This window comes from Methylophilus sp. 'Pure River', from assembly GCF_046765995.1.
Lineage (GTDB): Bacteria > Pseudomonadota > Gammaproteobacteria > Burkholderiales > Methylophilaceae > Methylophilus.
On the sequence record NZ_JBKOUE010000012.1, the window covers coordinates 1 to 20517 of the forward strand.

Genomic DNA, 20517 nt, shown 5'->3' on the forward strand with positions numbered 1-20517 from the left:
AGTGCCGCCAAAGAGATCAAAGAACTGATCACTGACTCTGTGAATAAAACCACAGAAGGCACCAAGCTGGTAGAGAATGCTGGTAACACCATGGACGAAGTGGTTTCTTCAGTACAACGTGTGGCAGACATCATCAGTGAAATCTCTGCGGCTTCTACAGAGCAGACCACGGGTATTGACCAGGTGAACCAGGCAGTGACCAGCATGGATGAAACCACGCAACAGAATGCGGCCTTGGTGGAAGAGGCTGCAGCTGCGGCTGAATCCCTGGTCGACCAGGCCAACCAGCTAGCGGATGCTGTTAGCCAGTTCAAGCTTGAGGGACGTGTAGGCGGTGGTTTCGGCCAAAGCAGCCAGTCCAGCGGTTTTAAAGCCAGCCCGCATGTCTCTGCGTCGTCACCACCGGTGTCCAGCAGTTTCAGCAGCGCATCGTCCGGGCGACCTGTGGCGGCACCCAAACCGCACGCGGCACCCGCGCCCAAGATATCGGCCAAAACTGGCACCGATGATAGTGATTGGGAAGAGTTTTAACAGGATGTAAAACAAAAAACCGGCTGCTGATGCAGCCGGTTTTTTTATGGCTGCTCATGGCGCAGCCAGTTGCCAGCCCTTGTCACAAGCCACTCTGGCCAACATGCGCATTTGAATTTCTTTAGGGTTGCAATTACAGCAAAAGAGCCGAGATTCCCCTTTTTACAGGCAATTCAATTCGGGCTTGAATGTTGAATAATCATCAACATAGGCCGACAAACAAGATAAACAGGCCAGTTACCGGGATTTGAAATCAATTAAGGAGCGGCAAACATGTCCTCATCATCGTTAAATACATTGACGTTGAGTACATTGGCGGGAAAATTTTCTCACATGAAACTCAAGTCACAGTTGGGCTTAATGCTGGCTGTGCTGGGTGCAGGCATTGTCACGACCAGTTACCTGGATAATTTAGGCGATCGCGAGTTGGCGATTCATGGTGCGCATTATCAGCAAATCATCAATCACAAGGATTTAATTGCGGATGTATTGCCGCCGCCTGAATATTTGATCGAATCCTGGCTCACCGTGCTTGAAATGGTGTCTTTGAACAACCAGTCTGTGCAGGCACTGGTGGATAAAGGCAACACACTGAAAAAGTCATTTGAGGAGCGTCATGCCTACTGGCAAACACAATTGCCGGAATCCGCTTTGAAAAGCAGTGTGATAGGCCCTTTGTTTGAGAGTGGCAATCAGTTTTTCAACGTGCGTGACAACGAGGTTATTCCCGCTATCCGCAGTGGTGATAAAAAGCAAATTGATCAGGCCCTGGAAAGATTGCAGGCCGCTTATCAAAAGCATAGACTGGCGGTTGACAATGTCGTCAAACTGGCGAGTGATGGTGCCTTACGCATTGAGCAGCAAACGCCAGTGTTGATTAACCAGAATGAGTGGATTAACTATGGCCTGAATATTGGCCTGATGCTGTTCACTGTGGCAGTGGGTTCGTTATTGATTACGTCGATCAGACGTAATGTGGGTGGTGAAACTTATGAAGCGCTGGAGGCGGCCAAAGGCATTGCCAGTGGCGACTTTAATAGCAGCTCAGAGTCACATGCCAACAGTGATGATAATGTGATTCATGCCTTAAACCAGGCCAAAGCAACTTTACGCACATTAGATCAGCAAATGACGCATGTCGTGGCTGAGCACGCCAAAGGCAACATCAAGGCCATTATTGATGTCGACAAGTTTAGTGGCGAGTATTGCAATATGGCGCAGGATATTAATCGCATGCTCAATATGCATGCCGATATCCTGCACAAAACCAGTCAGTCCATGCAGTTGCTGGGGGAAGGTGATTTTAGCGCCCAGCTGGAAACCTTGCCAGGCGATTTAAATGCTTTGAATGTCAGCTTTGACAGCTTGAAGAATAACGTCAAAACACTGATTTCTGATATGGCACAGGTCTCTGCGGCACATGCACAAGGGGAGATTGATGCCTTGCTGGATATCAGCCAGTTTGATGGTGACTTTAAAGCGGTGGCAGAAGGCGTGAACCACATGGTGACGGCTTATGTCAGTGATACCGAGAAGTTTATTGCGGTGATGGACAACATTGGCCGTGGCGACCTGACAGTACAGCTGGAAGCCATGCCTGGCCAAAAAGCCGCCATGAACAAGAGCGTAGACCGCATTCGCGGCAATCTGAAAGGCATTGTCGACTCTGTGAATTGGGTCAATGCCGAGCATGAAAAAGGCAATATTGACATGACCTTGCGTGCCGATATGTTTAAAGGCCAGTTCTCAGTGCTCGCTGCCAGCATCAACCAGATTGTGGCCGGGCACATTGAATTGAACCAGAAAGCCATGGCCTGTGTGCAGGCGTTTGGCGATGGCGACTTTGACGCACCATTAGAGCGTTTCCCTGGCCAAAAAGCCCAAATTAATCAAACCATTGAGCAAGTACGCAGCAATTTGAAAGCATTGAATGCAGATGCACAAATGCTGGCAGAAGCGGCCCGTGAAGGCCGTGTGACGGTGCGCGCCAATGCCACACAACACCCTGGCGACTATCGCAAGATTGTTGAGGGCATGAACCAGACGCTGGATATGATTGTTGAGCCGGTGCTGACCGTGAAAGCGGCTGCCGAGTCCATCAATATTGCCGCCAAGGAAATCGCCCAAGGCAATGCCGACCTCAGCCGCCGTACCGAAGACCAGGCCGCTAACCTTGAAAAAACAGCGTCCAGCATGGATGAACTGGCTTCGACCGTGAAACAGAATGCTGACAACGCCAAACAGGCCAATCACTTGGCCGCGCAGGCATCAGAAGTCGCCGTTAAAGGCGGTGAAGTGGTCAATGCCGTGGTGAGTACCATGAGTGATATCAACGAAAGCGCACGCAAGATTGAAGACATTATTTCTGTCATCGATAGCATCGCTTTCCAGACCAATATCCTGGCGCTGAATGCGGCCGTTGAGGCGGCACGTGCCGGTGAGCAGGGCCGTGGTTTTGCGGTGGTGGCCAACGAAGTGGGTAGCCTGGCGCAACGTTCATCTGTGGCCGCACGTGAAATTAAAGAGTTGATTAATGACTCCGTAAACAAGACTGCAGAAGGTAGTCGCCAGGTTGAGGAAGCCGGTAACACCATGCATGAGATTGTGGATTCAGTAAAACGCGTCAGTGTCATTATCGGTGAAATTGCCTCCGCCTCTAACGAACAGAGTGCAGGCATTGCTCTGGTCAATGATGCCGTGATCCGCATGGACGATGTGACGCAACAGAATACCGCCTTGGTAGAAGAGGCAGCAGCAGCGGCTGAGTCATTGATGGATCATGCCAATGAACTGGCAACCGCTGTCGGTGTATTTATTGTGGATGGGCATGCAACAACGCCCGGCCACAAAGCAGGAAATGCAGGCTGGGGCGATGCTTATCGCCAGGTCAGCAACGGTTAGGGTGGTCGCAATCGCCCTTTAATAAGTAGTACTTTTATCAGGAGTTAAAAAAATGGCTGTGATTGATCGAGTGTTAATTGGTGAAGGTTTGGTTATCGAAGATCGCCCAGAGGGTGGCTTGGATTTGAAAAATGTGGCGCACATTGACTTAATTATGGGCCCACGCGGTAGCGCTGCAGAAGACGCATTTTGTCGTACGCTCACCGACCAAAAACAAGGGGTAAACGGTTTATTGGCGATTGCAGCGCCAAACATGATGGTAAAACCAAACACTGTAATGTTTAACAAAGTGACGATTAAAGATGGTCGTCAGGCAACACAGATGTTTGGCCCAGCGCAACGTGGCGTGGCCATGGCTGTGATGGACTGTGTCGCTGATGGCACGATCCCACTGGAAGAGGCTGATGACGTATTTATCTGCGTTGGCGTGTTTATCGACAGCAAAGCAGACATGGATGACCGTATCCAGGACTGGAACTATCGCGCAACGAAAATTGCGATTAAAGCCGCGATTGCCCGCGAGCCTAAAGCCGCTGATGTGGTGAAACAGTACAAAGAAGCCTTGCATCCATTTGCAGCACAAACCCCAGAAGCACAAAACCGCCGTGCTGATGACCAGGCTGCTGCATTGGCAATCTCTCAAATGAAAGAGCGTAGCCAGTTTGCACGCACCAGTGCTGAAACCAAAGCACGTGAAGACAAGCAAGTTGAATTGGCAATTGCACAAATGAAAGATCGTATTGATACAACAAAGGCCTAATTTTTAGCCAATGTTCACCCAACGGATTTGCATAGGATAACGAAGTGAGTGCATTGAAAAAACAAGAACAGGAAGAGCGCGAGTTTTTGTTTACGCGCGATGATTTCGTCAGAATTAAAAGCCTGATTTATCGCCATGCAGGCATTTCATTATCCGATGCAAAGACCGATATGGTGTATAGCCGTATTGGTCGGCGGTTACGCGCATTGGATATGCTCAGCTTCAAGCAGTATCTGGACACGTTGGAAAACCATAACAACGCAGATGAGTGGCAGGCATTTACCAATGCACTGACCACGAATCTGACCTCATTCTTTCGGGAAGAGCATCACTTCCCGATCTTAGCGGAACATTTGAGCAAGCTTTCCGCACGCAAGCCTGCCAAACCGATACGCATCTGGTGTTCAGCGGCATCGACCGGGGAAGAACCTTATTCGATTGCCATCACCGCTTGCGAGGCCTTTAATACACTCAAGCCGCCGGTTGAAATTATTGCTACTGACATTGATACCAATGTGCTGGCAACGGCCGCGGCAGGGGTTTATCCTCTGGATCGCATCAAAAAAATGGAAGATGCCAGAGTACGCAAGTTTTTTGAAAGAGGCACTGGCAAGCACGATGGACTGGTGCGTGTGAAGAAGGCAGTACGCGAGTTGATTCATTTCCATCAGCTCAACTTGCTGGATACACAATGGCCATTTCACGACGGCTTTGACGTGATCTTTTGTCGCAACGTCATGATTTATTTTGACAAGCCGACACAAGGCAAGATTATTGATAAATTTGTCACCTTAATGCATGAAGACAGCTTGTTGCTGGCCGGACATTCGGAAAACTTTTTGTATGTTTCCGATCACCTGCAACTGTTAGGAAAAACCGTCTATAAATTAAAAACCAGTGGCGCGGCACGTTCCAGCCTGTTTACGCATCGGAAATCGACATGAGTGTCATGCAAGAAGAAATTTCAACCACCCTGTATTTTGACAGGACGTTTAACACAAACGCCGCCAAAATCTCACCAGGGGAGTATTACTACACCGATAAGGACATGCTGATTGTCACTGTGCTCGGTTCGTGTGTGTCTGCCTGTATCCGCGACAGCCGTACCGGCATTGGCGGCATGAACCACTTCATGCTACCGGAAGGTGGCAGTGCGGATAAAGACAGCCCGGTTTCTGAATCTATGCGCTATGGCACCTATGCCATGGAAGTATTGATTAACCAGTTGCTGCGTAATGGCGCTAAACGAGAAAACCTGGAAGCGAAAATTTTTGGTGGCGGCAATGTGTTGCGCAGTTTTACCACCAATAACGTGGGTGACCGCAACGCGGCTTTCGTTAAAAAATACCTCAAAGAAGAAGGTATTAAAGTGACTGGCGAAGACTTGCTGGATATCTATCCGCGTAAAGTCTACTTTTTTCCCAAAACGGGCAAAGTGCTGGTTAAAAAACTGAAACAACTGAACAACTACACCTTGGTCAAGCGCGAACAGGCTTACTCCAGCAAGCTGCAGACCAACGATGTGGGTGGCGATATCGATTTGTTTTAATAATAATTAAAAAGAGGGCATGCCATGAAAACAAAAGTGCTCGTGATAGATGATTCGGCACTGATCCGCAGTCTGCTGAGCGAGATTATCAATGACACCAAGGATCTGGAAGTGGTCGGTACCGCGCCGGATCCACTGGTGGCTAGAGAAATGATCAAGCAATTGAACCCGGATGTATTGACCCTGGACGTGGAAATGCCACGCATGGATGGGTTGGATTTTCTGGAAAAACTCATGCGCTTGCGCCCGATGCCAGTGTTGATGGTGTCTACGCTGACTGAAAAGGGCTCTGAAATTACACTGCGTGCGCTGGAACTCGGCGCGACAGACTTTGTGACCAAGCCTAAAATGGGCATTGCACAAGGCATGCAACAGTATGCGGACGAAATCACAGACAAAATCCGCACTGCCTCCAGGGCTAAAGTCAGTACTTTGCAAAGTATTGCCAAGGCCTCGAATACGCAGGTGCAACAAAATGCGATCCGCAATCCGCTGATCAGTAGTGAAAAGCTATTGATTATTGGCGCCTCTACAGGTGGCACCGAGGCGATTAAAGCCGTATTGATGCAAATGCCTTCAGATTGCCCGGGAATCCTGATTACCCAGCATATGCCAGCCGGATTTACCAAGTCTTTTGCCGAGCGCCTGAACAGTTTGTGCAAAATTGCGGTGAAAGAAGCGGTGGATGGTGAGCGTGTCTTGCCAGGCCATGCGTATATCGCCCCTGGTGACAAACATTTGTTGCTGGCCAGAAGCGGTGCGAACTATGTGACCAAGCTGTCAGACAGCGAGCCGGTCAATAGACATAAACCTTCAGTCGATGTATTGTTTGATTCTGCAGCCATCAATGCGGGTAAAAACGCAGTGGGCATTATCCTGACTGGCATGGGCAAGGATGGCGCTGCAGGGATGCTGCGCATGAAGAATGCTGGTGCCTATAATTTTTCACAAAATGAAGAAAGCTGCGTAGTGTATGGCATGCCGCGCGAGGCAGTCGCGCATGGTGGCGTCCATGAGGTGGGGCATCTGAAAGACCTGCCGCGAATGGTGCTACATTATTTAGCTACTAATAGTGAACGTGCCCTGCGTGTGTAACGTAGCGGTGAACAAACAGACAAATCCCGGTTTTATTGACAATAGCATTGCGTGTCATTTGTCAGATAATCAATGCTACGGGATAGGTAACTAATGATAGTGGAGTAACAAATGGGCAACCCTAATACAAAATTTCTGGTAGTGGACGACTTTTCCACCATGCGTAGAATCGTACGTAACCTGCTCAAGGAGTTGGGTTATAACAATGTGGAAGAGGCCGAAGATGGCGCGGATGCATTGAACAAGCTGCGTAATGGTGACTTTGAGTTTGTGGTCTCGGACTGGAATATGCCGAACATGGATGGTTTAACCATGTTGCAGAATATCCGTGCGGATAACAAGCTCTCTAAATTGCCAGTACTGATGGTGACCGCCGAAGCGAAGAAAGAAAACATCATCGCAGCGGCACAGGCGAAAGCAAATGGTTATGTCGTAAAACCATTTACGGCAGCCACCCTGGAAGAGAAATTATCCAAAATCTTTGAAAAATTGGAAAAAGGCGAGGTGTAACCATGACCGAAGCTGTCAATCCTAATCAGGATAATCTTGTCGTGGACATTGCTGCCACCATCATGCAAGACCTGAATGGAAATCAACAAGAAGAAATGATCAGCCGGATTGGTCACATGACACGCTCGCTGCATGACAGCTTGAGTGGCTTGGGCTATGACAAAGTGCTTGAACAGGTCGCCCAGGAAATCCCTGATGCACGTGACCGTTTGAGCTATGTCGCTAAAATGACAGAGCAGGCTGCAGAGCGTGTGTTAAATGCGACAGATCAGGCCACGCCGCTGCAATCTGAATTGGCAGACCGTGCCGGTGCATTAAAACAGCGCTGGGAAGAGGTGATGCAACGTGCCTCACTGAAGTCAGAATATGATGCCGTGGTGCAGGAAACATTGGCTTATTTGGCATTGGCCAACGAACATACCACCACCACGAAGTCGTTGCTGATGGATATCATGATGGCGCAAGACTTCCAGGACCTGACTGGTCAGGTGATTAAGAAAGTCACCACGCTGGCGCAAGACCTGGAAAGACAACTGGTGCAAGTGCTGGTTGATTTTGCCCCACCAGTGAAAAAAGACGATGATTCTTTATTGAACGGCCCACAAATTGATCCGCATAATACGGTGGATGTGGTGGCTAACCAGGAACAGGTCGATGATTTGCTGGAAAGCCTAGGCTTCTAATGGTGTATCGGCTTATCAAAAAAGGCATCCTTGGATGCCTTTTTTATTTACTGCAAGCCTATGCGTTGCTCAGGCTGCAACTGCGTCAACTCTTCATCTGAATATAAACGGCCACGTGTAATAAACGCCATGCCACTGCCACAATCCAGTGAGAATGAACCGCTGGAACCAGGCATCGCATCCAGTATGGTATGCGTGCTGTGCATAAAGCTGAAGTGGCTGTCGCTCATGTAAAAAATGGCGCCGCCAGGTAAATCACCCAGCTTTACGTCTGCCGGGCTAGGCCTGAATTCTGCGGCTGGCAGACACATGGGGCCACTGCCTTCGCAACAGCCACCAGACTGGAAAAAAACGATAGGGCCATGTTGTGCCGTCAGTTGTTCAATCAGTGCAACGGCCGCTGGTGTTGCAGAAACGCGCTCAGTCATTTATCTCTCCCCGTTGATCTTGCCATCATGACATTATAGATAAAAAAAGGAGCGAAAAATTCGCTCCTTTTTTAAGCCTTCATACTTGTCTGGCGTTTACCCGAAAATTAGAAGAATCCCAATTTTTTCGGGCTGTAGCTGACCAGCATGTTTTTCGTTTGCTGGTAGTGATCTAACATCATTTTGTGGGTTTCACGGCCAATACCAGACTCTTTGTAACCACCAAATGCGGCGTGTGCAGGGTAGGCGTGGTAACAGTTGGTCCAGACACGGCCAGCCTTGATGCCACGACCCATGCGATACGCACGGCTGCCGTCACGTGTCCATACGCCTGAGCCCAGGCCGAAGATGGTGTCGTTAGCAATGCTCAAGGCTTCCGCTTCGTCTTTAAAGGTCGTCACAGCCAAGACCGGTCCAAAAATCTCTTCCTGGAAGATACGCATTTTATTATGGCCTTTGAACAGCGTTGGCTTGATGTAATAACCTTCTGCCAAATCACCGCCCAGAATATTGCGCTCGCCACCACACAGTTGCTGCGCGCCTTCCTGGCGGCCGATATCCATGTACGACAGAATCTTGTTCACCTGGTCCTGAGAGGCTTGTGCGCCTATCATGGTGTTTGGATCCAGCGGGTTGCCTTGCTTGATTGCGGCCACGCGTGGCAATACACGCTCCATAAACTTGTCGTAAATGGATTCCTGGATCAATGCACGGGAAGGGCAGGTACAGACCTCGCCCTGGTTAAAGGCAAACAGCACAAGGCCTTCAACAGCTTTATCCAAAAAGTCATCGTCAGCGGCCATGATGTCTTCAAAGAAAACGTTAGGCGATTTGCCACCCAACTCCAGCGTCGCAGGAATCAGGTTGTTGGCAGCAGCCTGGGCAATATAACGGCCAGTGGCGGTTGAGCCGGTAAAGGCGATTTTGGCGATACGTTTGCTGGTAGACAACGGCGCGCCGACTTCACGGCCAAAGCCATTCACCACGTTAATAACACCAGGTGGCAGCAAATCTGCAATCACTTCCATCAAAATCAACAAGCTGATTGGGGTGAACTCTGCAGGTTTCATCACCACTACGTTACCCGCGGCAACAGCTGGTGCCAGTTTCCAGGCGGCCATCAGAATAGGGAAGTTCCATGGAATAATCTGGCCAACGACGCCCAGCGGTTCATGGAAGTGATAAGCCACGGTGTTTTCATCCAGCTCACTGATGCTGCCTTCTTGAGCGCGCAAAGCACCGGCAAAGTAGCGGAAGTGATCAGCGGCTAACGGGATGTCAGCATTCAGCGTTTCACGAATCGGCTTGCCATTGTCCACGGTTTCTGCCGTGGCAATCAGTTCAAGGTTTTGCTCAATGCGGTCAGCAATTTTCAGCAAGAGGTTAGAACGTTCAACGACTGAAGTTTTGCCCCATTTGTCTGCCGCCGCATGTGCCGCGTCTAATGCCAGCTCGACATCTTCAGCGCTGGAGCGTGCAGCCTGGGTATATGGTTTACCGGTAATGGGTGAAATCACATCAAAATATTCACCTTTCACCGGCGCAACCCATTTGCCACCGATAAAGTTGTCATACTTGGCTTTGTATGGGACTTTGACGCCCATCGCCTTAAGAAGATCCAAACTCATAGTTACTCCTGTACTTTTTCTATTAATGTTGTAGCAGAACTGCTCTCCAAACCGCTTGCATCAAATCGCAATTAGCTATCGCGATAAACATGCCTTAACACCTTATTTTACAAGGCTTAGGCGACTGTTTGTGTGCTAAACATTAAACCTTCATGCTGACAAAAGCAAGCCTTTTTAGATAACTTTTTGATGATTTATAAGAGTGCTGAGTGGTGTTATAGAGTGCGTTTTTATGGCCTGTTTTGACCGATGCGCGCCTGAAAAAATCCATTAAATTGTTTGGCGGCAAAGAGTTTTATGGGCTATAATCGCGCCTTCTTTCGGAGAGATGGATGAGCGGTTTAAGTCACCACCCTGGAAAGGTGGCATAGGGGCAACTCTATCGAGGGTTCGAATCCCTCTCTCTCCGCCAAATATAAAAAGCACCCATTGGGTGCTTTTTTGTTTTTACGATTTAAGCTGCAATATTGCTATTTCTTTTTATCTACTTTGATCGCTTCTGCAGATGGTGGCTTTTTACCGCTAATGCTGACATCTTTTTTCAGGTTAGCTAATGTTGCCTGACCAATGCCCGGCACCTGATCGAGTTCATCCACAGATTTAAAGCCACCACTTTTTTTGCGATATTCAATGATGGCCTGTGCTTTTGCCGGGCCGATGCCATTCAGGCTTTCTAATTCGGCCTGGCTGGCGGTATTGATATCGACGACGGCATAAGCGGCTGGTAACAGAATGAAATACAGTAAATAAGCCAAGATGGTTTGCTTCATATATCCTCCGTATGGTCAAAAATAAAAAACAGGCTCAAGTGGCCTGTTTTTTATTTTACTGACGCGCTACAGATGCAAATGCTCCTGTGGTGTTATATTGTTAATTTATATTAAATATTTTTAATAATTGCGTTTAGCGCAACAAGCGGGTCAGCGGCTTGTGTAATAGGGCGCCCAATTACCAGGTAGTGTGCACCCAGATTTAATGCATCCTCTGGCGTGACGATTCTGGTTTGGTCGTCCTGGCTCGCATCACGCGGGCGAATACCAGGCGTCACCAGGCAAAAGGCTGCACCTAACGCCTCTTTAAGCATCTGCGCCTCTTGTGCCGAGCAGACAACACCATTTAAACCGGCCTGTTGCGTCATGGTGGCCAGTGCTAACACGTGCTCATTGAGAGAGCGTTGAATCCCTAAGCTGTGCAAGGTGGCTTCATCCATGCTGGTTAATACGGTGACGGCAATGAGTAAAGGGGCCTTGTTGCCAAAGGCTTTGTCCAGCCCTTCACGTGCTGCCTGCATCATGGGCAAACCACCACTGGCATGCACATTTAGCATCCAGACGCCCAGGTTAGCTGCCGCCTGACAGGCTTTGGCGACGGTGTTAGGAATATCGTGGAATTTTAAATCGAGGAAAACATCGTATTCGCGTTTGACCAGCGACTCTACGAATGCTGGGCCAGCCGCAGTAAATAACTCTTTGCCGACTTTGAGCTTGCAGAGTGTAGGATCCAGGCGGTCAACCAGGGCGGTGGCAGATGCAGCATCTGCGTAGTCCAGGGCGACAATAATTTTGCTATCAGTCATAAAAGGTGATTCGTATATTCTGGTTAATAAAGACTACTTGCGTTTGAGTAGCTTGATATCTCTGATGGTTGCCTCAGTGGGTTCAGGGGGGAGTGATTCCCAGGCGTTACAGGCCGGGCATTGCCAGTGATATTGTTTGGCGCGGAAGCCGCACTGGTCACAATAATAAGCAGCACGGTCACCAATAGCGTTACGCACGGTCTGTTGCATCAGTTGCAGGTCATGCTGTTCGTCATCCAGCATGGCGCGTGCTTGCAATAGCTGGTCCAGCGATTTCAGGCTGGGTTTGCGTATCAGCTCATTACGCGCCAGTTTGGCGGCTTTGTCAGCGCCTTCTGCTTGCAACGTTGCTTCATATAGCACGGACATCATACTGCTGATTTGATAGGTTTCCAGGTATTGGTGTAATTGGTTCAAGCCTTCGCTCAACCCTTTGCTGACTTTATTGGATTCTGTATCATTTTCACCATACAGCAATGAATAGCTCTTGAGCATTTTTTGCGCAACTAGGCCCAGGTGTTCTGGTGCCTGCATTTCAATCCGTTTCCAAAGCGCAATCGCGTCTGTATGGTGGCCTTGTTGTGCGGCGATGTCACCTAGCAACACATTGGCGCGTACACAGTTTTTATTAGCGTCCAACGCTTGTTCCAGCTGTGTTTTGGCATGCGCCCAATCCTGGCGAATCATGGCATTGGCGGCCAGTTCGCAGTAATATTGTGCAACCTCTTTGCGGTAAGAAATGCCAGAAGAGCGTTCCAGCTCAATGGCAATGGCAATCGCTTCTGACCATTCGCGTTCTTTGACATAGATTTCAAGCAAATGCCGCAAGGCTGCTTGTTCATAGCGTGTATGACGCAGGGTCTTGAAGATCTCTTCAGCGCGGTCATACAAACCGGCTTTAAAGTAATCTTGTGCGAGCTCGACCTTGATCGAGGTCGATTGCTGCTCGGTCAGCTCATAATTTTCGAGCAAATTCATATGCAGGTGAATAGCGCGGTCGGTTTCACCGGTGCGGCGGAACAGGCTACCAAGCACAAAGTGCAGTTCGAGGGAGTCTTTGTTCAGATAAAGCGCTTCGCTAAACGCATCTACCGCTTTGTGATACTGGTCTGCAATCAACAGATTGAGGCCTTTAAAATAGGTGGCTGGCAGTGAAGTGGATTCTGCAATCAATTGCTTGATATCCACGCGGGCGGCAATCCAGCCCAGTGTAAAAAACAGCGGCAGAATCAATAGCCACCAATATTCAAATTCAACCAGCATAGGGGGTCTCTTTTCAGGTCAGGCTTTATTTTACCCAAGCAGTGGTCGATGCGCTATGAATAGCGTTGATCACAGGTAAAAAAAACGGTATCCGAAGATACCGTTTTTTGCTTACTACTTAATCAAAAAATTAAGATTCGATAGCGTCTACGCGGTCACGCAGCTCTTTACCCGCTTTAAAGTGTGGCACGTACTTGGCCGGAACTTGTACTTTTGTACCAGTTTTCGGGTTACGTCCCAGACGAGGCGGGCGATAGTTGAGGCTAAAGCTGCCAAAACCGCGTATCTCGATACGCTCGCCCGTCGCCAGGTTTTCCGTCATCGCATCGAGGATGGTTTTGACGGATAACTCGGCATCTTTCAGCACTAATTGCGGAAAGCGCTGGGCAAGCAAGTCTATCAGTTCAGATCTTGTCATGATCTAAAGCCTTCTTATTTTTTGCTGTCCAGCTTGGCTTTCAACAAAGCACCCAAGTTGGTTGTGCCAGCAGAAGCTTCGTCGATCATTACATCGTCAGCTTTTGCTTTCTTGGCTTTTGGTTTGCCAGATTTGTCGTCACCAATCGGAGCGCTGTTGCCGCTAGGATCTTCAGTCAACTGTTTAACGCCCAGAGAGATACGCTCTTTCTCAACGTCAATGCCCAGGATAACGGCTTGCAGCTCGTCACCTTTCTTGAAGTTGCGGATTGCTTCTTCGCCAGACTGTGTCCATGACAGGTCAGACAAGTGAACCAAGCCATCGATGCCACCTGGCAAGCCGATAAACACACCGAAGTCAGTGATAGACTTGATTTGGCCAGATACTTTGTCACCTTTAGCGTGAGTAGCAGCGAAATCATCCCATGGGTTTGGTTTGCACTGTTTCATGCCCAGTGACAAACGACGACGGTCTTCGTCGATTTCCAGGATCATGACTTCAACTTCGTCGCCCAATTGAGCGATTTTGCCTGGGTGAATGTTCTTGTTGGTCCAGTCCATTTCAGACACGTGTACCAAACCTTCGATACCTGGTTCTACTTCAACGAACGCGCCGTAGTCAGTCAGGTTAGATACTTTACCGAACAGGCGTGTGCCTACTGGGTAACGGCGGCTCAATGCCACCCATGGGTCGTCGCCCAATTGTTTGATGCCCAGAGAAACACGGTTTTTCTCTTGGTCGAATTTCAGGATCTTGGCTTCAACTTCTTCACCAACGGTCAGCACTTCAGATGGGTGCTTCACACGGCGCCATGCCAGGTCAGTGATGTGCAACAGGCCATCGATACCACCCAGATCCACGAACGCGCCGTAGTCGGTGATGTTTTTAACGATACCTTTGATCACTGCACCTTCGGTCAGGCTGCCCAGCAGTGCTTCACGGTCGGCACCCAGGGTGTCTTCCATCACTGCGCGGCGTGAAACCACGATGTTGTTACGCTTACGGTCCAGTTTGATGACTTTGAAGTCCCACTCTTTGTTTTCGTAAGGAGTCGTGTCTTTAACCGGACGGATGTCTACCAGTGAACCTGGCAAGAATGCCATGATGCCGCTGACAGAAACACGCAGACCGCCTTTAACACGGCTGCTCACAAAACCTTTGACCACGCGGCCTTCGTTCATGGCTTCTTCCAGATCCAGCCATGCTTGCATTTTCTTCGCTTTTTCGCGAGAAAGTTGTGTAGAACCAAAACCATCTTCCAGTTTTTCGATCGCTACTTTAACGAAGTCGCCAACGGCAACTTCCAGCTCGCCTTGAGCATTTTTGAATTCACCAGCGTTGATCACGCTTTCGGATTTCAAGCCAGCGTTCACGATAACGAAATCGTTGTCTACAGACACTACTTCGGCGGTGATTACTTCACCTGCGCGCATTTCCTGGCGGGCCAGGCTTTCTTCGAAGAGGGCTGCAAAAGATTCCATGGAAGAGGATGTATTAGAAATAGAAGCCATTAAAAAATTGTCCAATTTTTACTCGCATGAAAGACAGACATCCTTCAGCGAGCCACTGTTACGCAAGTGCGCAAGCAATGGAAAAGGTTAAAAAATATTGCCCAAGCATGACTTGAGCAATCCGAATCCAAAACTATACACAAAAAAATTATTGAGTTCAATGACTTAAGCGGTTTTTTATGCGGTTTGGCTGGCTTTTTTAAAGGCTTCGATAATGATGTTCACGGCCTGCTCGATATTCTTGTCTGTTGTATCAAGCAAAATGGCGTCTGGCAATTGTTTCAAAGGGGCGGCGGCGCGCTGGCTATCGCGCAGGTCGCGCTGTTGCAAATCTGCCAGAATCAGGTCGTAATCGGCTGTTTCACCACGGTTAATCAGCTGGTCGTAGCGGCGTTTGGCGCGGGTTTCGACTGCGGCCGTCAGGAAAACTTTCAATCCGGCATCCGGAAAAATCACCGAGCCTATGTCGCGGCCATCACCTACCAGCCCCGGCGTTTGCCTGAAGTTGCGCTGTGTCTGCAGCAGGGCGGTGCGTACTTCTGGATGCACGGCCACTTCAGAGGCACCTTTGCCCATTTGCTCGGTGCGAATATGAGTGCTGACCTGTTCGCCATTCAAATAGGCTTCACCGTTCTCGAACTTGATATCCAGCTTAGCTGCAATTTCAGCCAGTGTGCTGGCATCGGACCAGGCAACATTTTGTTGGTAGGCAGCATACGCCAGCAGCCGGTAAATGGCGCCGGAATCCAGGTAGTGGAAGCCGAAATATTTGGCCACGCGCTCGGCGACGCTGCCTTTACCTGAAGCAGAGGGGCCATCAATGGCGATGACGTGCGGAAGGGGTGTGTTCGTCATAAATTTTACTTATCAAATTCTTTTAAACAATGAATTGGATTTTGATTTTGGGCTTTTGTAACATGGAGCCATCGTTTTGAAGGAGCCTACCATGATTAAAACCGCCTCATTCGCCATGCTGCACTTTAGCGTCGCCTTTACCGTTGCCTATTTGCTGACTGGCAGCATGTTAGTGGGCGGGCTCATGGCACTGGTGGAGCCCGCTTGCAATACCGTTGTGTTTTATTTTCACGAACGTGCCTGGCAGCGTCACCAGCATAGCCATGCTGCTACACCGGCAGAGCCAGATGAGCATGAGTGGGCCTATGCCGCTTAAGCGGCTTAACGCGCAATGCTGGCAAATACCTTAAAGTATTCTGGAAACGTTTTGCCCACGCACTTTGGATCATTAATGGTAATTGGCACGCCAGCCAGACTGATCAGTGAAAAACACATAGCCATGCGGTGATCATCGTAGGTGTCGATCACTGCATTCGGCGTCAGTTGTGCCGGTGGCGTGACTTGAATATAGTCAGCACCTTCAACAACGGTGGCACCCACTTTGCGTAACTCTGTTGCCATGGCGGCAATGCGGTCGGTCTCTTTCACGCGCCAGCTGGCAATATTGCGTAACGTGGTTGTGCCGTGGGCGAATATCGCCATTACACCCAATGTCATGGCGGCATCCGGAATATGATTGCAATCAAGGTCTATTGCTTGCAGCGATTGTGTTTTTTCGGCGCGAACGTGGTTGTCACCGTAGCTGATACGGCCACCCATCAAGTTGGCGGCTTCTGCAAAGCGGATGTCGCCCTGGATACTCTGCTCGCCAACGCCGTTAACGGTGACATCGCCAGCCAAAATGCCTGCTGCAATAAAGTAAGAGGCGCTTGAAGCATCGCCTTCCACATAAATCTCGCCCGGCGACTGATAACGCGCTACTGCCGGAATATGAAAACGCTCCCAGCCATCACGTTGCACGGTGATACCAAAACGCTGCATCAGGTTAAGCGTGATTTCAATATAAGGTTTTGAAATCAGTTCACCGACGACTTCTATGCTGGCGGCTTGCCCGGTTAACGGTAGCGCCATGAGTAGGGCCGTTAAAAACTGGCTAGATACATCACCGCGGATTTTAATCGGCTGGCTAACATCCAGCTGTGCAGGGGAAATCTGCAGGGGAGGGTAGCCCTCGTTGGCCAGGTAGTCCACCTGGGCGCCGGCTTGCTTTAAGGCATCCACCAGGTCGCCGATTGGGCGTTCGTGCATGCGTGCGATGCCGTGCAAGTGATAGTCGCCGCTAGAAAAAGCCAGCGCAGCCGTGAGTGGCCTGAACGCCGTGCCAGCATTGCCTAAAAATAAATCGGCTTTTTTGTTGGGAAAATTGCCGCTACAACCGGTGACTTGCCAGGCGTTTTCACCGATGTTTTCCAGCTTGACGCCTAAAGCCGTTAAGGCTTCCAGCATGCGTGCTGTATCATCTGAGGCCAGTAAGTCGCGAATGACGGTGACGCCATCGCTCAAGGCGGCCAGTAATAAGGTGCGGTTGGAGATACTTTTTGAACCTGGCAGGGTGATTGCGCCTTGTGCCTGATGTGCCGCGGGTAAATGCAGTTGTTCCATAAGTTAAGCTAATTATTGAATTTTAGATTTTGCCCAGTCATTACGGGCACGGCTGGCATGGTCAAACAGAGTGTGCAGAGCATCGTCATCGCTGTTTTCCAGCAATAATGTCATGTCACTCACCGCTTGCTGATAGGTTTTTAATTCGTTTAATAATGCCTGTTTATTTGCCAGCGCAATATCTCGCCACATTTCAGGGTGGCTACCAGCAATGCGGGTAAAGTCACGAAAACCGCTGGCGGCAAATTTGAACAAGAGCTCTGCGTTATCGCGCTTGGCCAAATCGTCAACCAGCGCAAATGCCAGCAAATGCGGTAAATGACTAACGGCAGCAAAGACACTGTCATGCTCTTGTGGGCTCATGTTGCTCACAACCGCCCCACATTGCTGCCACAATGCCGCCACTTTCTCTAATGCCTGTGGCTGTGTGGTTGGTTCTGGCGTCAAAATGACATTTTTCCCTACATATAAATCTGCCAATGCTGCAGAGGGGCCACTTTTTTCAGCCCCAGCAATCGGGTGACCACCTACAAACTGGCCAATGTGATCGCCCAGTTCAGCGCGGGCATAAGCCATCACATCTGACTTGGTGCTGCCCGCGTCAGTGATAGCCATGTGCTGGTTGATATAAGGGCGTATTGCTTTCAAAATGGCTGGCGTCTGTGCCACCGGGGTCGCGATCAACACCAGGTCAGCCCCTGACAAGGCCAGGCCAATGTCTGTTTCTGCGGTATCAATTAATCCTAGCTGTAATGCCTCTTGCAAACTTTGAGCGCTACGGCCTACGCCGGTGATATGAGGCGCATGAGGGTGTTTTTTTAGCGCCAATGCTACCGAGCCGCCAATCAATCCCACTCCGAAAATCACAATTTTTTTGAACATAGCCGGATTGTACCATGTCATATATTGGCGCTCGAAGTTTGGCTAGCCAGCTTTTCAGGCGTATAATCCCAAGATTGCATTGGGGCTGACCCGGTTTCGACGTGGGTTGCAAAGCAGTGCAGGGCATACCGAGGATTCAGGTTCCCTCGTAAATCCATCTGAACAAGTATAGTCGCAAACGACGAAACTTACGCTCTGGCTGCTTAATCCAGCCGGACGCTGCACCGAAGAGCCTCTCGGTCGGGCCGGGTAACCGGCAGCAGCGTCATTTAGAGAGGATCGTGTCTTATCGGGTTGCTTGGTAAGGCATTAAATCTAAGGCAACTCGCTAGTCATCTGCTTGCTCGTTGGTGGGTGCCTGGTTAAACATAAACAACACAGCTAAGTATGTAGAACTGTCTGTGGAGGGCTTGCGGACGGGGGTTCAATTCCCCCCAGCTCCACCAATAATAGTAATAGATTAATTTAATCCTTTAATTGATTGTTTTTAATGGATTATTTAATTTTTAAAATAAAAAACCACCCTTAATGGGTGGTTTTTTATTGCCTGTGCCGTCCGGTGATGAATGCTTATTCCTCAAGCATTTCAGTCGTTTGATTTTCTGCTTCCTGTTTTTTACTGCTCACTAACAGTGCCTTTTTAAAGCGCTTGCAATAACGGCGCTTGGTGAGCGTCGTCATCTCATCAAACAGCATCATTTTCCATAAATACTTGGTCTCAACTAACTCTGCATTCAGTGCCGCTTCGTTGGCGTAGCTTCTTAGTACGTGATGGCTGTAGCCAATGCGATAGGGTGCAAATGCCCGTCTCTTAATGATATTCAATTTGATCTCTGGTGCAGCTTGTTTTCCCGATAGCCATCTATCGAGGGTGTCTGGTTTGACATTTACCAGGTGCGTGAGCTCCTTGAGTGACAGTGTTCCCAGATACTCACCAATTTTAAGGCACCAAATTAAGGTGTATTGCGTATGTAATTTCTTTAAGCGATTTCTATCTTGCATAGCCACTCCCGTAAAACCTTGCACAAACTACATTTGGATATTAACACTTGTTTTATAAATGTAAATGACATGGAAGGTGTTATTGAAAAATGATTGTTATGTGCATTTGTGGCAATGAATTGATCATCCATATTAATATTCGCATAATGTATATTATGTTAAATTATAGGTGCGCGATGAAAAGCAAGGATTGGCATCTCAGGTTTGAATATCCCCTACATTTTTAAACCTCAGGGTCTGAATGTTCTTCAAAGATATCCCTGAAGCGCGAGGAAAGTTTTTTGAATGCATTGAGGACTGTGGGATCAAAGTGGTCGGGATGTGTGCGGCCATCACCTTGCATAATGATGTGTAAGGCATGCTCGTGTGTAAATGCCGGTTTATAAGGGCGCTTGCTACGGAGTGCGTCATACACATCGCTGATCATCATGATGCGGGCAGACAAGGGAATTTCTTCGGCCTTTAATCCGTTGGGGTAGCCACTGCCATCCCAGCATTCGTGATGATTTAATGCAATTTCAGCCCCCATTATGGTAAACGGTGACGTACTGTTGCCCTGCCCCAAAATGCTGTTACCGAGCACAGTATGCGTTTTCATGATTTCCCATTCTTCAGGCGTGTGTACGTCGGGTTTGAGCAGGATATGGTCTGGAATGCCAATTTTTCCGACATCATGTAGCGGGCTGGCATGATAGATGGTATCGACAAATTCAGGACTCATGCCCAGGTCACTGGCGAGTTCTTTGCAAAAAAATGCAATGCGATGAATATGCTCGCCGGTTTCTTTGTCGCGGAATTCGGCAGCGCGCATAATGCTGAACATAGAGTCAAAGTAGCTTGAGCGCAACTGGGCTGTTCGTTCTTCAACTTGTATTTCCAGGGTGCGGCTGTAGTCGGTTAAAAAGTCGTTGTATTCTTTGAGCCGTAATAAATTACGAACCCTGATCCAGAGTTCGGCTCGATCTACTGGTTTGGTGACAAACTCTTCTACCCCGCATTGCAATGCACGCATTTTGGAGGTGCGGTCGATGAGGGCTGTGAGCATGATAATCGGGATAACTTTTGTCGCTTCGTTGTTTTTGAGTTGCTCGGCCAGCTCAAAGCCATTTAAAACAGGCATCATGGCGTCTAGCAAAATCAGGTCTGGCTGATGCGATGAAATCAGCTCAAGCGCCATTTTTCCATCATGGGCTTGTAACGTGGCATAGCCTTCGGATGAGAGCAAGGCCTCTAGATAGCTACGATTGTTTTCTTCGTCATCAACAATAAGTATGGTCTTGCGCGTGACTTTCATGTCCATAGTTATCCCTGCCGTCTGGTTTT

At 49.0% G+C, this 20517-nt stretch carries 21 protein-coding genes, 1 tRNA gene and 1 other RNA gene; 11 read left to right on the top strand and 12 right to left on the bottom strand.

Annotated features, from left to right (window positions below; genetic code table 11):
• The 8 genes from ACIDE9_RS13335 to cheZ all read left to right on the top strand — a co-directional run.
• The coding region (locus ACIDE9_RS13335; RefSeq protein WP_411995190.1) for a methyl-accepting chemotaxis protein at positions 1-531 on the top strand (531 nt) is incomplete at its 5' end.
• A gap of 333 nt (positions 532-864) precedes the next feature.
• Positions 865-3432, top strand: coding sequence for a methyl-accepting chemotaxis protein (locus ACIDE9_RS13340; RefSeq protein ID WP_411995191.1), 2568 nt, complete (start codon positions 865-867; stop codon positions 3430-3432).
• Between the two features lie 52 nt (positions 3433-3484).
• Complete coding sequence (gene fae, locus ACIDE9_RS13345; RefSeq protein WP_194754522.1) at positions 3485-4192, top strand: formaldehyde-activating enzyme; 708 nt, start codon at positions 3485-3487, stop codon at positions 4190-4192.
• Positions 4193-4236: 44 nt separating this feature from the next.
• Positions 4237-5136: a CheR family methyltransferase gene (locus tag ACIDE9_RS13350; protein WP_411995192.1), complete on the top strand. Its 900-nt coding sequence runs from the start codon at positions 4237-4239 to the stop codon at positions 5134-5136.
• Positions 5133-5741, top strand: a complete 609-nt coding sequence (cheD, locus tag ACIDE9_RS13355) for a chemoreceptor glutamine deamidase CheD (RefSeq protein WP_411995193.1) — start codon at positions 5133-5135, stop codon at positions 5739-5741. The genes ACIDE9_RS13350 and cheD overlap by 4 nt, the downstream gene beginning before the upstream one ends.
• A 24-nt stretch (positions 5742-5765) precedes the next feature.
• Positions 5766-6836 (top strand): protein-glutamate methylesterase/protein-glutamine glutaminase, encoded by a 1071-nt coding sequence (locus ACIDE9_RS13360; RefSeq protein ID WP_194741958.1) that lies wholly within the window; start codon positions 5766-5768, stop codon positions 6834-6836.
• 111 nt (positions 6837-6947) lie between these two features.
• Complete coding sequence (gene cheY / locus ACIDE9_RS13365; protein WP_019882316.1) at positions 6948-7346, top strand: chemotaxis response regulator CheY; 399 nt, start codon at positions 6948-6950, stop codon at positions 7344-7346.
• Between the two features lie 2 nt (positions 7347-7348).
• Positions 7349-8029: a protein phosphatase CheZ gene (cheZ, locus tag ACIDE9_RS13370; RefSeq protein WP_194754519.1), complete on the top strand. Its 681-nt coding sequence runs from the start codon at positions 7349-7351 to the stop codon at positions 8027-8029.
• Positions 8030-8076: 47 nt separating this feature from the next.
• Here cheZ and ACIDE9_RS13375 read toward each other — a convergent pair whose 3' ends face one another.
• Positions 8077-8457: a DUF779 domain-containing protein gene (locus ACIDE9_RS13375; RefSeq protein WP_194741960.1), complete on the bottom strand. Its 381-nt coding sequence runs from the start codon at positions 8455-8457 to the stop codon at positions 8077-8079.
• 107 nt (positions 8458-8564) lie between these two features.
• Positions 8565-10085: an aldehyde dehydrogenase family protein gene (locus ACIDE9_RS13380; RefSeq protein ID WP_194754518.1), complete on the bottom strand. Its 1521-nt coding sequence runs from the start codon at positions 10083-10085 to the stop codon at positions 8565-8567.
• A gap of 322 nt (positions 10086-10407) precedes the next feature.
• Here ACIDE9_RS13380 and ACIDE9_RS13385 point away from each other — a divergent pair.
• Positions 10408-10497, top strand: a tRNA-Ser gene (locus tag ACIDE9_RS13385).
• A gap of 58 nt (positions 10498-10555) precedes the next feature.
• On the opposite strand, the gene ACIDE9_RS13390 is transcribed toward ACIDE9_RS13385, so the two are convergent.
• The 6 genes from ACIDE9_RS13390 to cmk all read right to left on the bottom strand — a co-directional run bounded on the left by ACIDE9_RS13390 (position 10556) and on the right by cmk (position 15708).
• On the bottom strand, positions 10556-10855 hold the full coding sequence (locus tag ACIDE9_RS13390) for a ComEA family DNA-binding protein (protein ID WP_411995194.1): 300 nt from the start codon (positions 10853-10855) through the stop codon (positions 10556-10558).
• Positions 10856-10965: 110 nt separating this feature from the next.
• Positions 10966-11661, bottom strand: a complete 696-nt coding sequence (gene pyrF / locus ACIDE9_RS13395) for an orotidine-5'-phosphate decarboxylase (RefSeq protein WP_411995195.1) — start codon at positions 11659-11661, stop codon at positions 10966-10968.
• 33 nt (positions 11662-11694) lie between these two features.
• Positions 11695-12924, bottom strand: a complete 1230-nt coding sequence (lapB, locus tag ACIDE9_RS13400; protein WP_411995196.1) for a lipopolysaccharide assembly protein LapB — start codon at positions 12922-12924, stop codon at positions 11695-11697.
• 130 nt (positions 12925-13054) lie between these two features.
• The gene (locus ACIDE9_RS13405; protein WP_018985241.1) at positions 13055-13342 is read right to left on the bottom strand and encodes an integration host factor subunit beta; all 288 of its coding nucleotides are present in this window, start codon (positions 13340-13342) and stop codon (positions 13055-13057) included.
• A gap of 14 nt (positions 13343-13356) precedes the next feature.
• Positions 13357-14823, bottom strand: coding sequence for a 30S ribosomal protein S1 (rpsA, locus tag ACIDE9_RS13410; protein ID WP_228519930.1), 1467 nt, complete (start codon positions 14821-14823; stop codon positions 13357-13359).
• Positions 14824-15030: 207 nt separating this feature from the next.
• Positions 15031-15708: a (d)CMP kinase gene (cmk, locus tag ACIDE9_RS13415; RefSeq protein ID WP_411995197.1), complete on the bottom strand. Its 678-nt coding sequence runs from the start codon at positions 15706-15708 to the stop codon at positions 15031-15033.
• 91 nt (positions 15709-15799) lie between these two features.
• Between cmk and ACIDE9_RS13420 the strand changes: the two genes are divergently transcribed.
• Positions 15800-16024: a DUF2061 domain-containing protein gene (locus tag ACIDE9_RS13420; protein WP_194754505.1), complete on the top strand. Its 225-nt coding sequence runs from the start codon at positions 15800-15802 to the stop codon at positions 16022-16024.
• A gap of 5 nt (positions 16025-16029) precedes the next feature.
• Here ACIDE9_RS13420 and aroA read toward each other — a convergent pair whose 3' ends face one another.
• Together aroA and ACIDE9_RS13430 are read right to left on the bottom strand one after the other, a co-directional pair.
• Complete coding sequence (aroA, locus tag ACIDE9_RS13425) at positions 16030-17310, bottom strand: 3-phosphoshikimate 1-carboxyvinyltransferase (RefSeq protein WP_411995198.1); 1281 nt, start codon at positions 17308-17310, stop codon at positions 16030-16032.
• Between the two features lie 12 nt (positions 17311-17322).
• Positions 17323-18192 (bottom strand): prephenate dehydrogenase, encoded by an 870-nt coding sequence (locus ACIDE9_RS13430; RefSeq protein ID WP_411995199.1) that lies wholly within the window; start codon positions 18190-18192, stop codon positions 17323-17325.
• 81 nt (positions 18193-18273) lie between these two features.
• On the opposite strand from ACIDE9_RS13430, the gene ssrA reads away from it, so the two are divergent.
• Positions 18274-18638: a transfer-messenger RNA gene (gene ssrA, locus ACIDE9_RS13435) on the top strand.
• A gap of 124 nt (positions 18639-18762) precedes the next feature.
• On the opposite strand, the gene ACIDE9_RS13440 is transcribed toward ssrA, so the two are convergent.
• Together ACIDE9_RS13440 and ACIDE9_RS13445 are read right to left on the bottom strand one after the other, a co-directional pair.
• Entirely contained in the window at positions 18763-19194 is a 432-nt protein-coding gene (locus ACIDE9_RS13440; RefSeq protein ID WP_411995200.1) for a hypothetical protein, read from the bottom strand.
• A 223-nt stretch (positions 19195-19417) separates the two neighbouring features.
• Positions 19418-20494: a two-component system response regulator gene (locus ACIDE9_RS13445; protein WP_411995201.1), complete on the bottom strand. Its 1077-nt coding sequence runs from the start codon at positions 20492-20494 to the stop codon at positions 19418-19420.
• Positions 20495-20517: the final 23 nt, after the last annotated feature.

Coding starts and splice junctions, on each gene's coding strand:
- ACIDE9_RS13340 (WP_411995191.1), top strand. CDS start 865: ATGAAACTCAAGTCACAGTTGGGCTTAATGCTGGCTGTGCTGGGTGCA.
- fae (WP_194754522.1), top strand. CDS start 3,485: ATGGCTGTGATTGATCGAGTGTTAATTGGTGAAGGTTTGGTTATCGAA.
- cheD (WP_411995193.1), top strand. CDS start 5,133: ATGAGTGTCATGCAAGAAGAAATTTCAACCACCCTGTATTTTGACAGG.
- ACIDE9_RS13360 (WP_194741958.1), top strand. CDS start 5,766: ATGAAAACAAAAGTGCTCGTGATAGATGATTCGGCACTGATCCGCAGT.
- cheY (WP_019882316.1), top strand. CDS start 6,948: ATGGGCAACCCTAATACAAAATTTCTGGTAGTGGACGACTTTTCCACC.
- cheZ (WP_194754519.1), top strand. CDS start 7,349: ATGACCGAAGCTGTCAATCCTAATCAGGATAATCTTGTCGTGGACATT.
- ACIDE9_RS13375 (WP_194741960.1), bottom strand. CDS start 8,457: ATGACTGAGCGCGTTTCTGCAACACCAGCGGCCGTTGCACTGATTGAA.
- ACIDE9_RS13380 (WP_194754518.1), bottom strand. CDS start 10,085: ATGAGTTTGGATCTTCTTAAGGCGATGGGCGTCAAAGTCCCATACAAA.
- ACIDE9_RS13390 (WP_411995194.1), bottom strand. CDS start 10,855: ATGAAGCAAACCATCTTGGCTTATTTACTGTATTTCATTCTGTTACCA.
- pyrF (WP_411995195.1), bottom strand. CDS start 11,661: ATGACTGATAGCAAAATTATTGTCGCCCTGGACTACGCAGATGCTGCA.
- lapB (WP_411995196.1), bottom strand. CDS start 12,924: ATGCTGGTTGAATTTGAATATTGGTGGCTATTGATTCTGCCGCTGTTT.
- ACIDE9_RS13405 (WP_018985241.1), bottom strand. CDS start 13,342: ATGACAAGATCTGAACTGATAGACTTGCTTGCCCAGCGCTTTCCGCAA.
- rpsA (WP_228519930.1), bottom strand. CDS start 14,823: ATGGAATCTTTTGCAGCCCTCTTCGAAGAAAGCCTGGCCCGCCAGGAA.
- cmk (WP_411995197.1), bottom strand. CDS start 15,708: ATGACGAACACACCCCTTCCGCACGTCATCGCCATTGATGGCCCCTCT.
- ACIDE9_RS13420 (WP_194754505.1), top strand. CDS start 15,800: ATGATTAAAACCGCCTCATTCGCCATGCTGCACTTTAGCGTCGCCTTT.
- aroA (WP_411995198.1), bottom strand. CDS start 17,310: ATGGAACAACTGCATTTACCCGCGGCACATCAGGCACAAGGCGCAATC.
- ACIDE9_RS13430 (WP_411995199.1), bottom strand. CDS start 18,192: ATGTTCAAAAAAATTGTGATTTTCGGAGTGGGATTGATTGGCGGCTCG.
- ACIDE9_RS13440 (WP_411995200.1), bottom strand. CDS start 19,194: ATGCAAGATAGAAATCGCTTAAAGAAATTACATACGCAATACACCTTA.
- ACIDE9_RS13445 (WP_411995201.1), bottom strand. CDS start 20,494: ATGGACATGAAAGTCACGCGCAAGACCATACTTATTGTTGATGACGAA.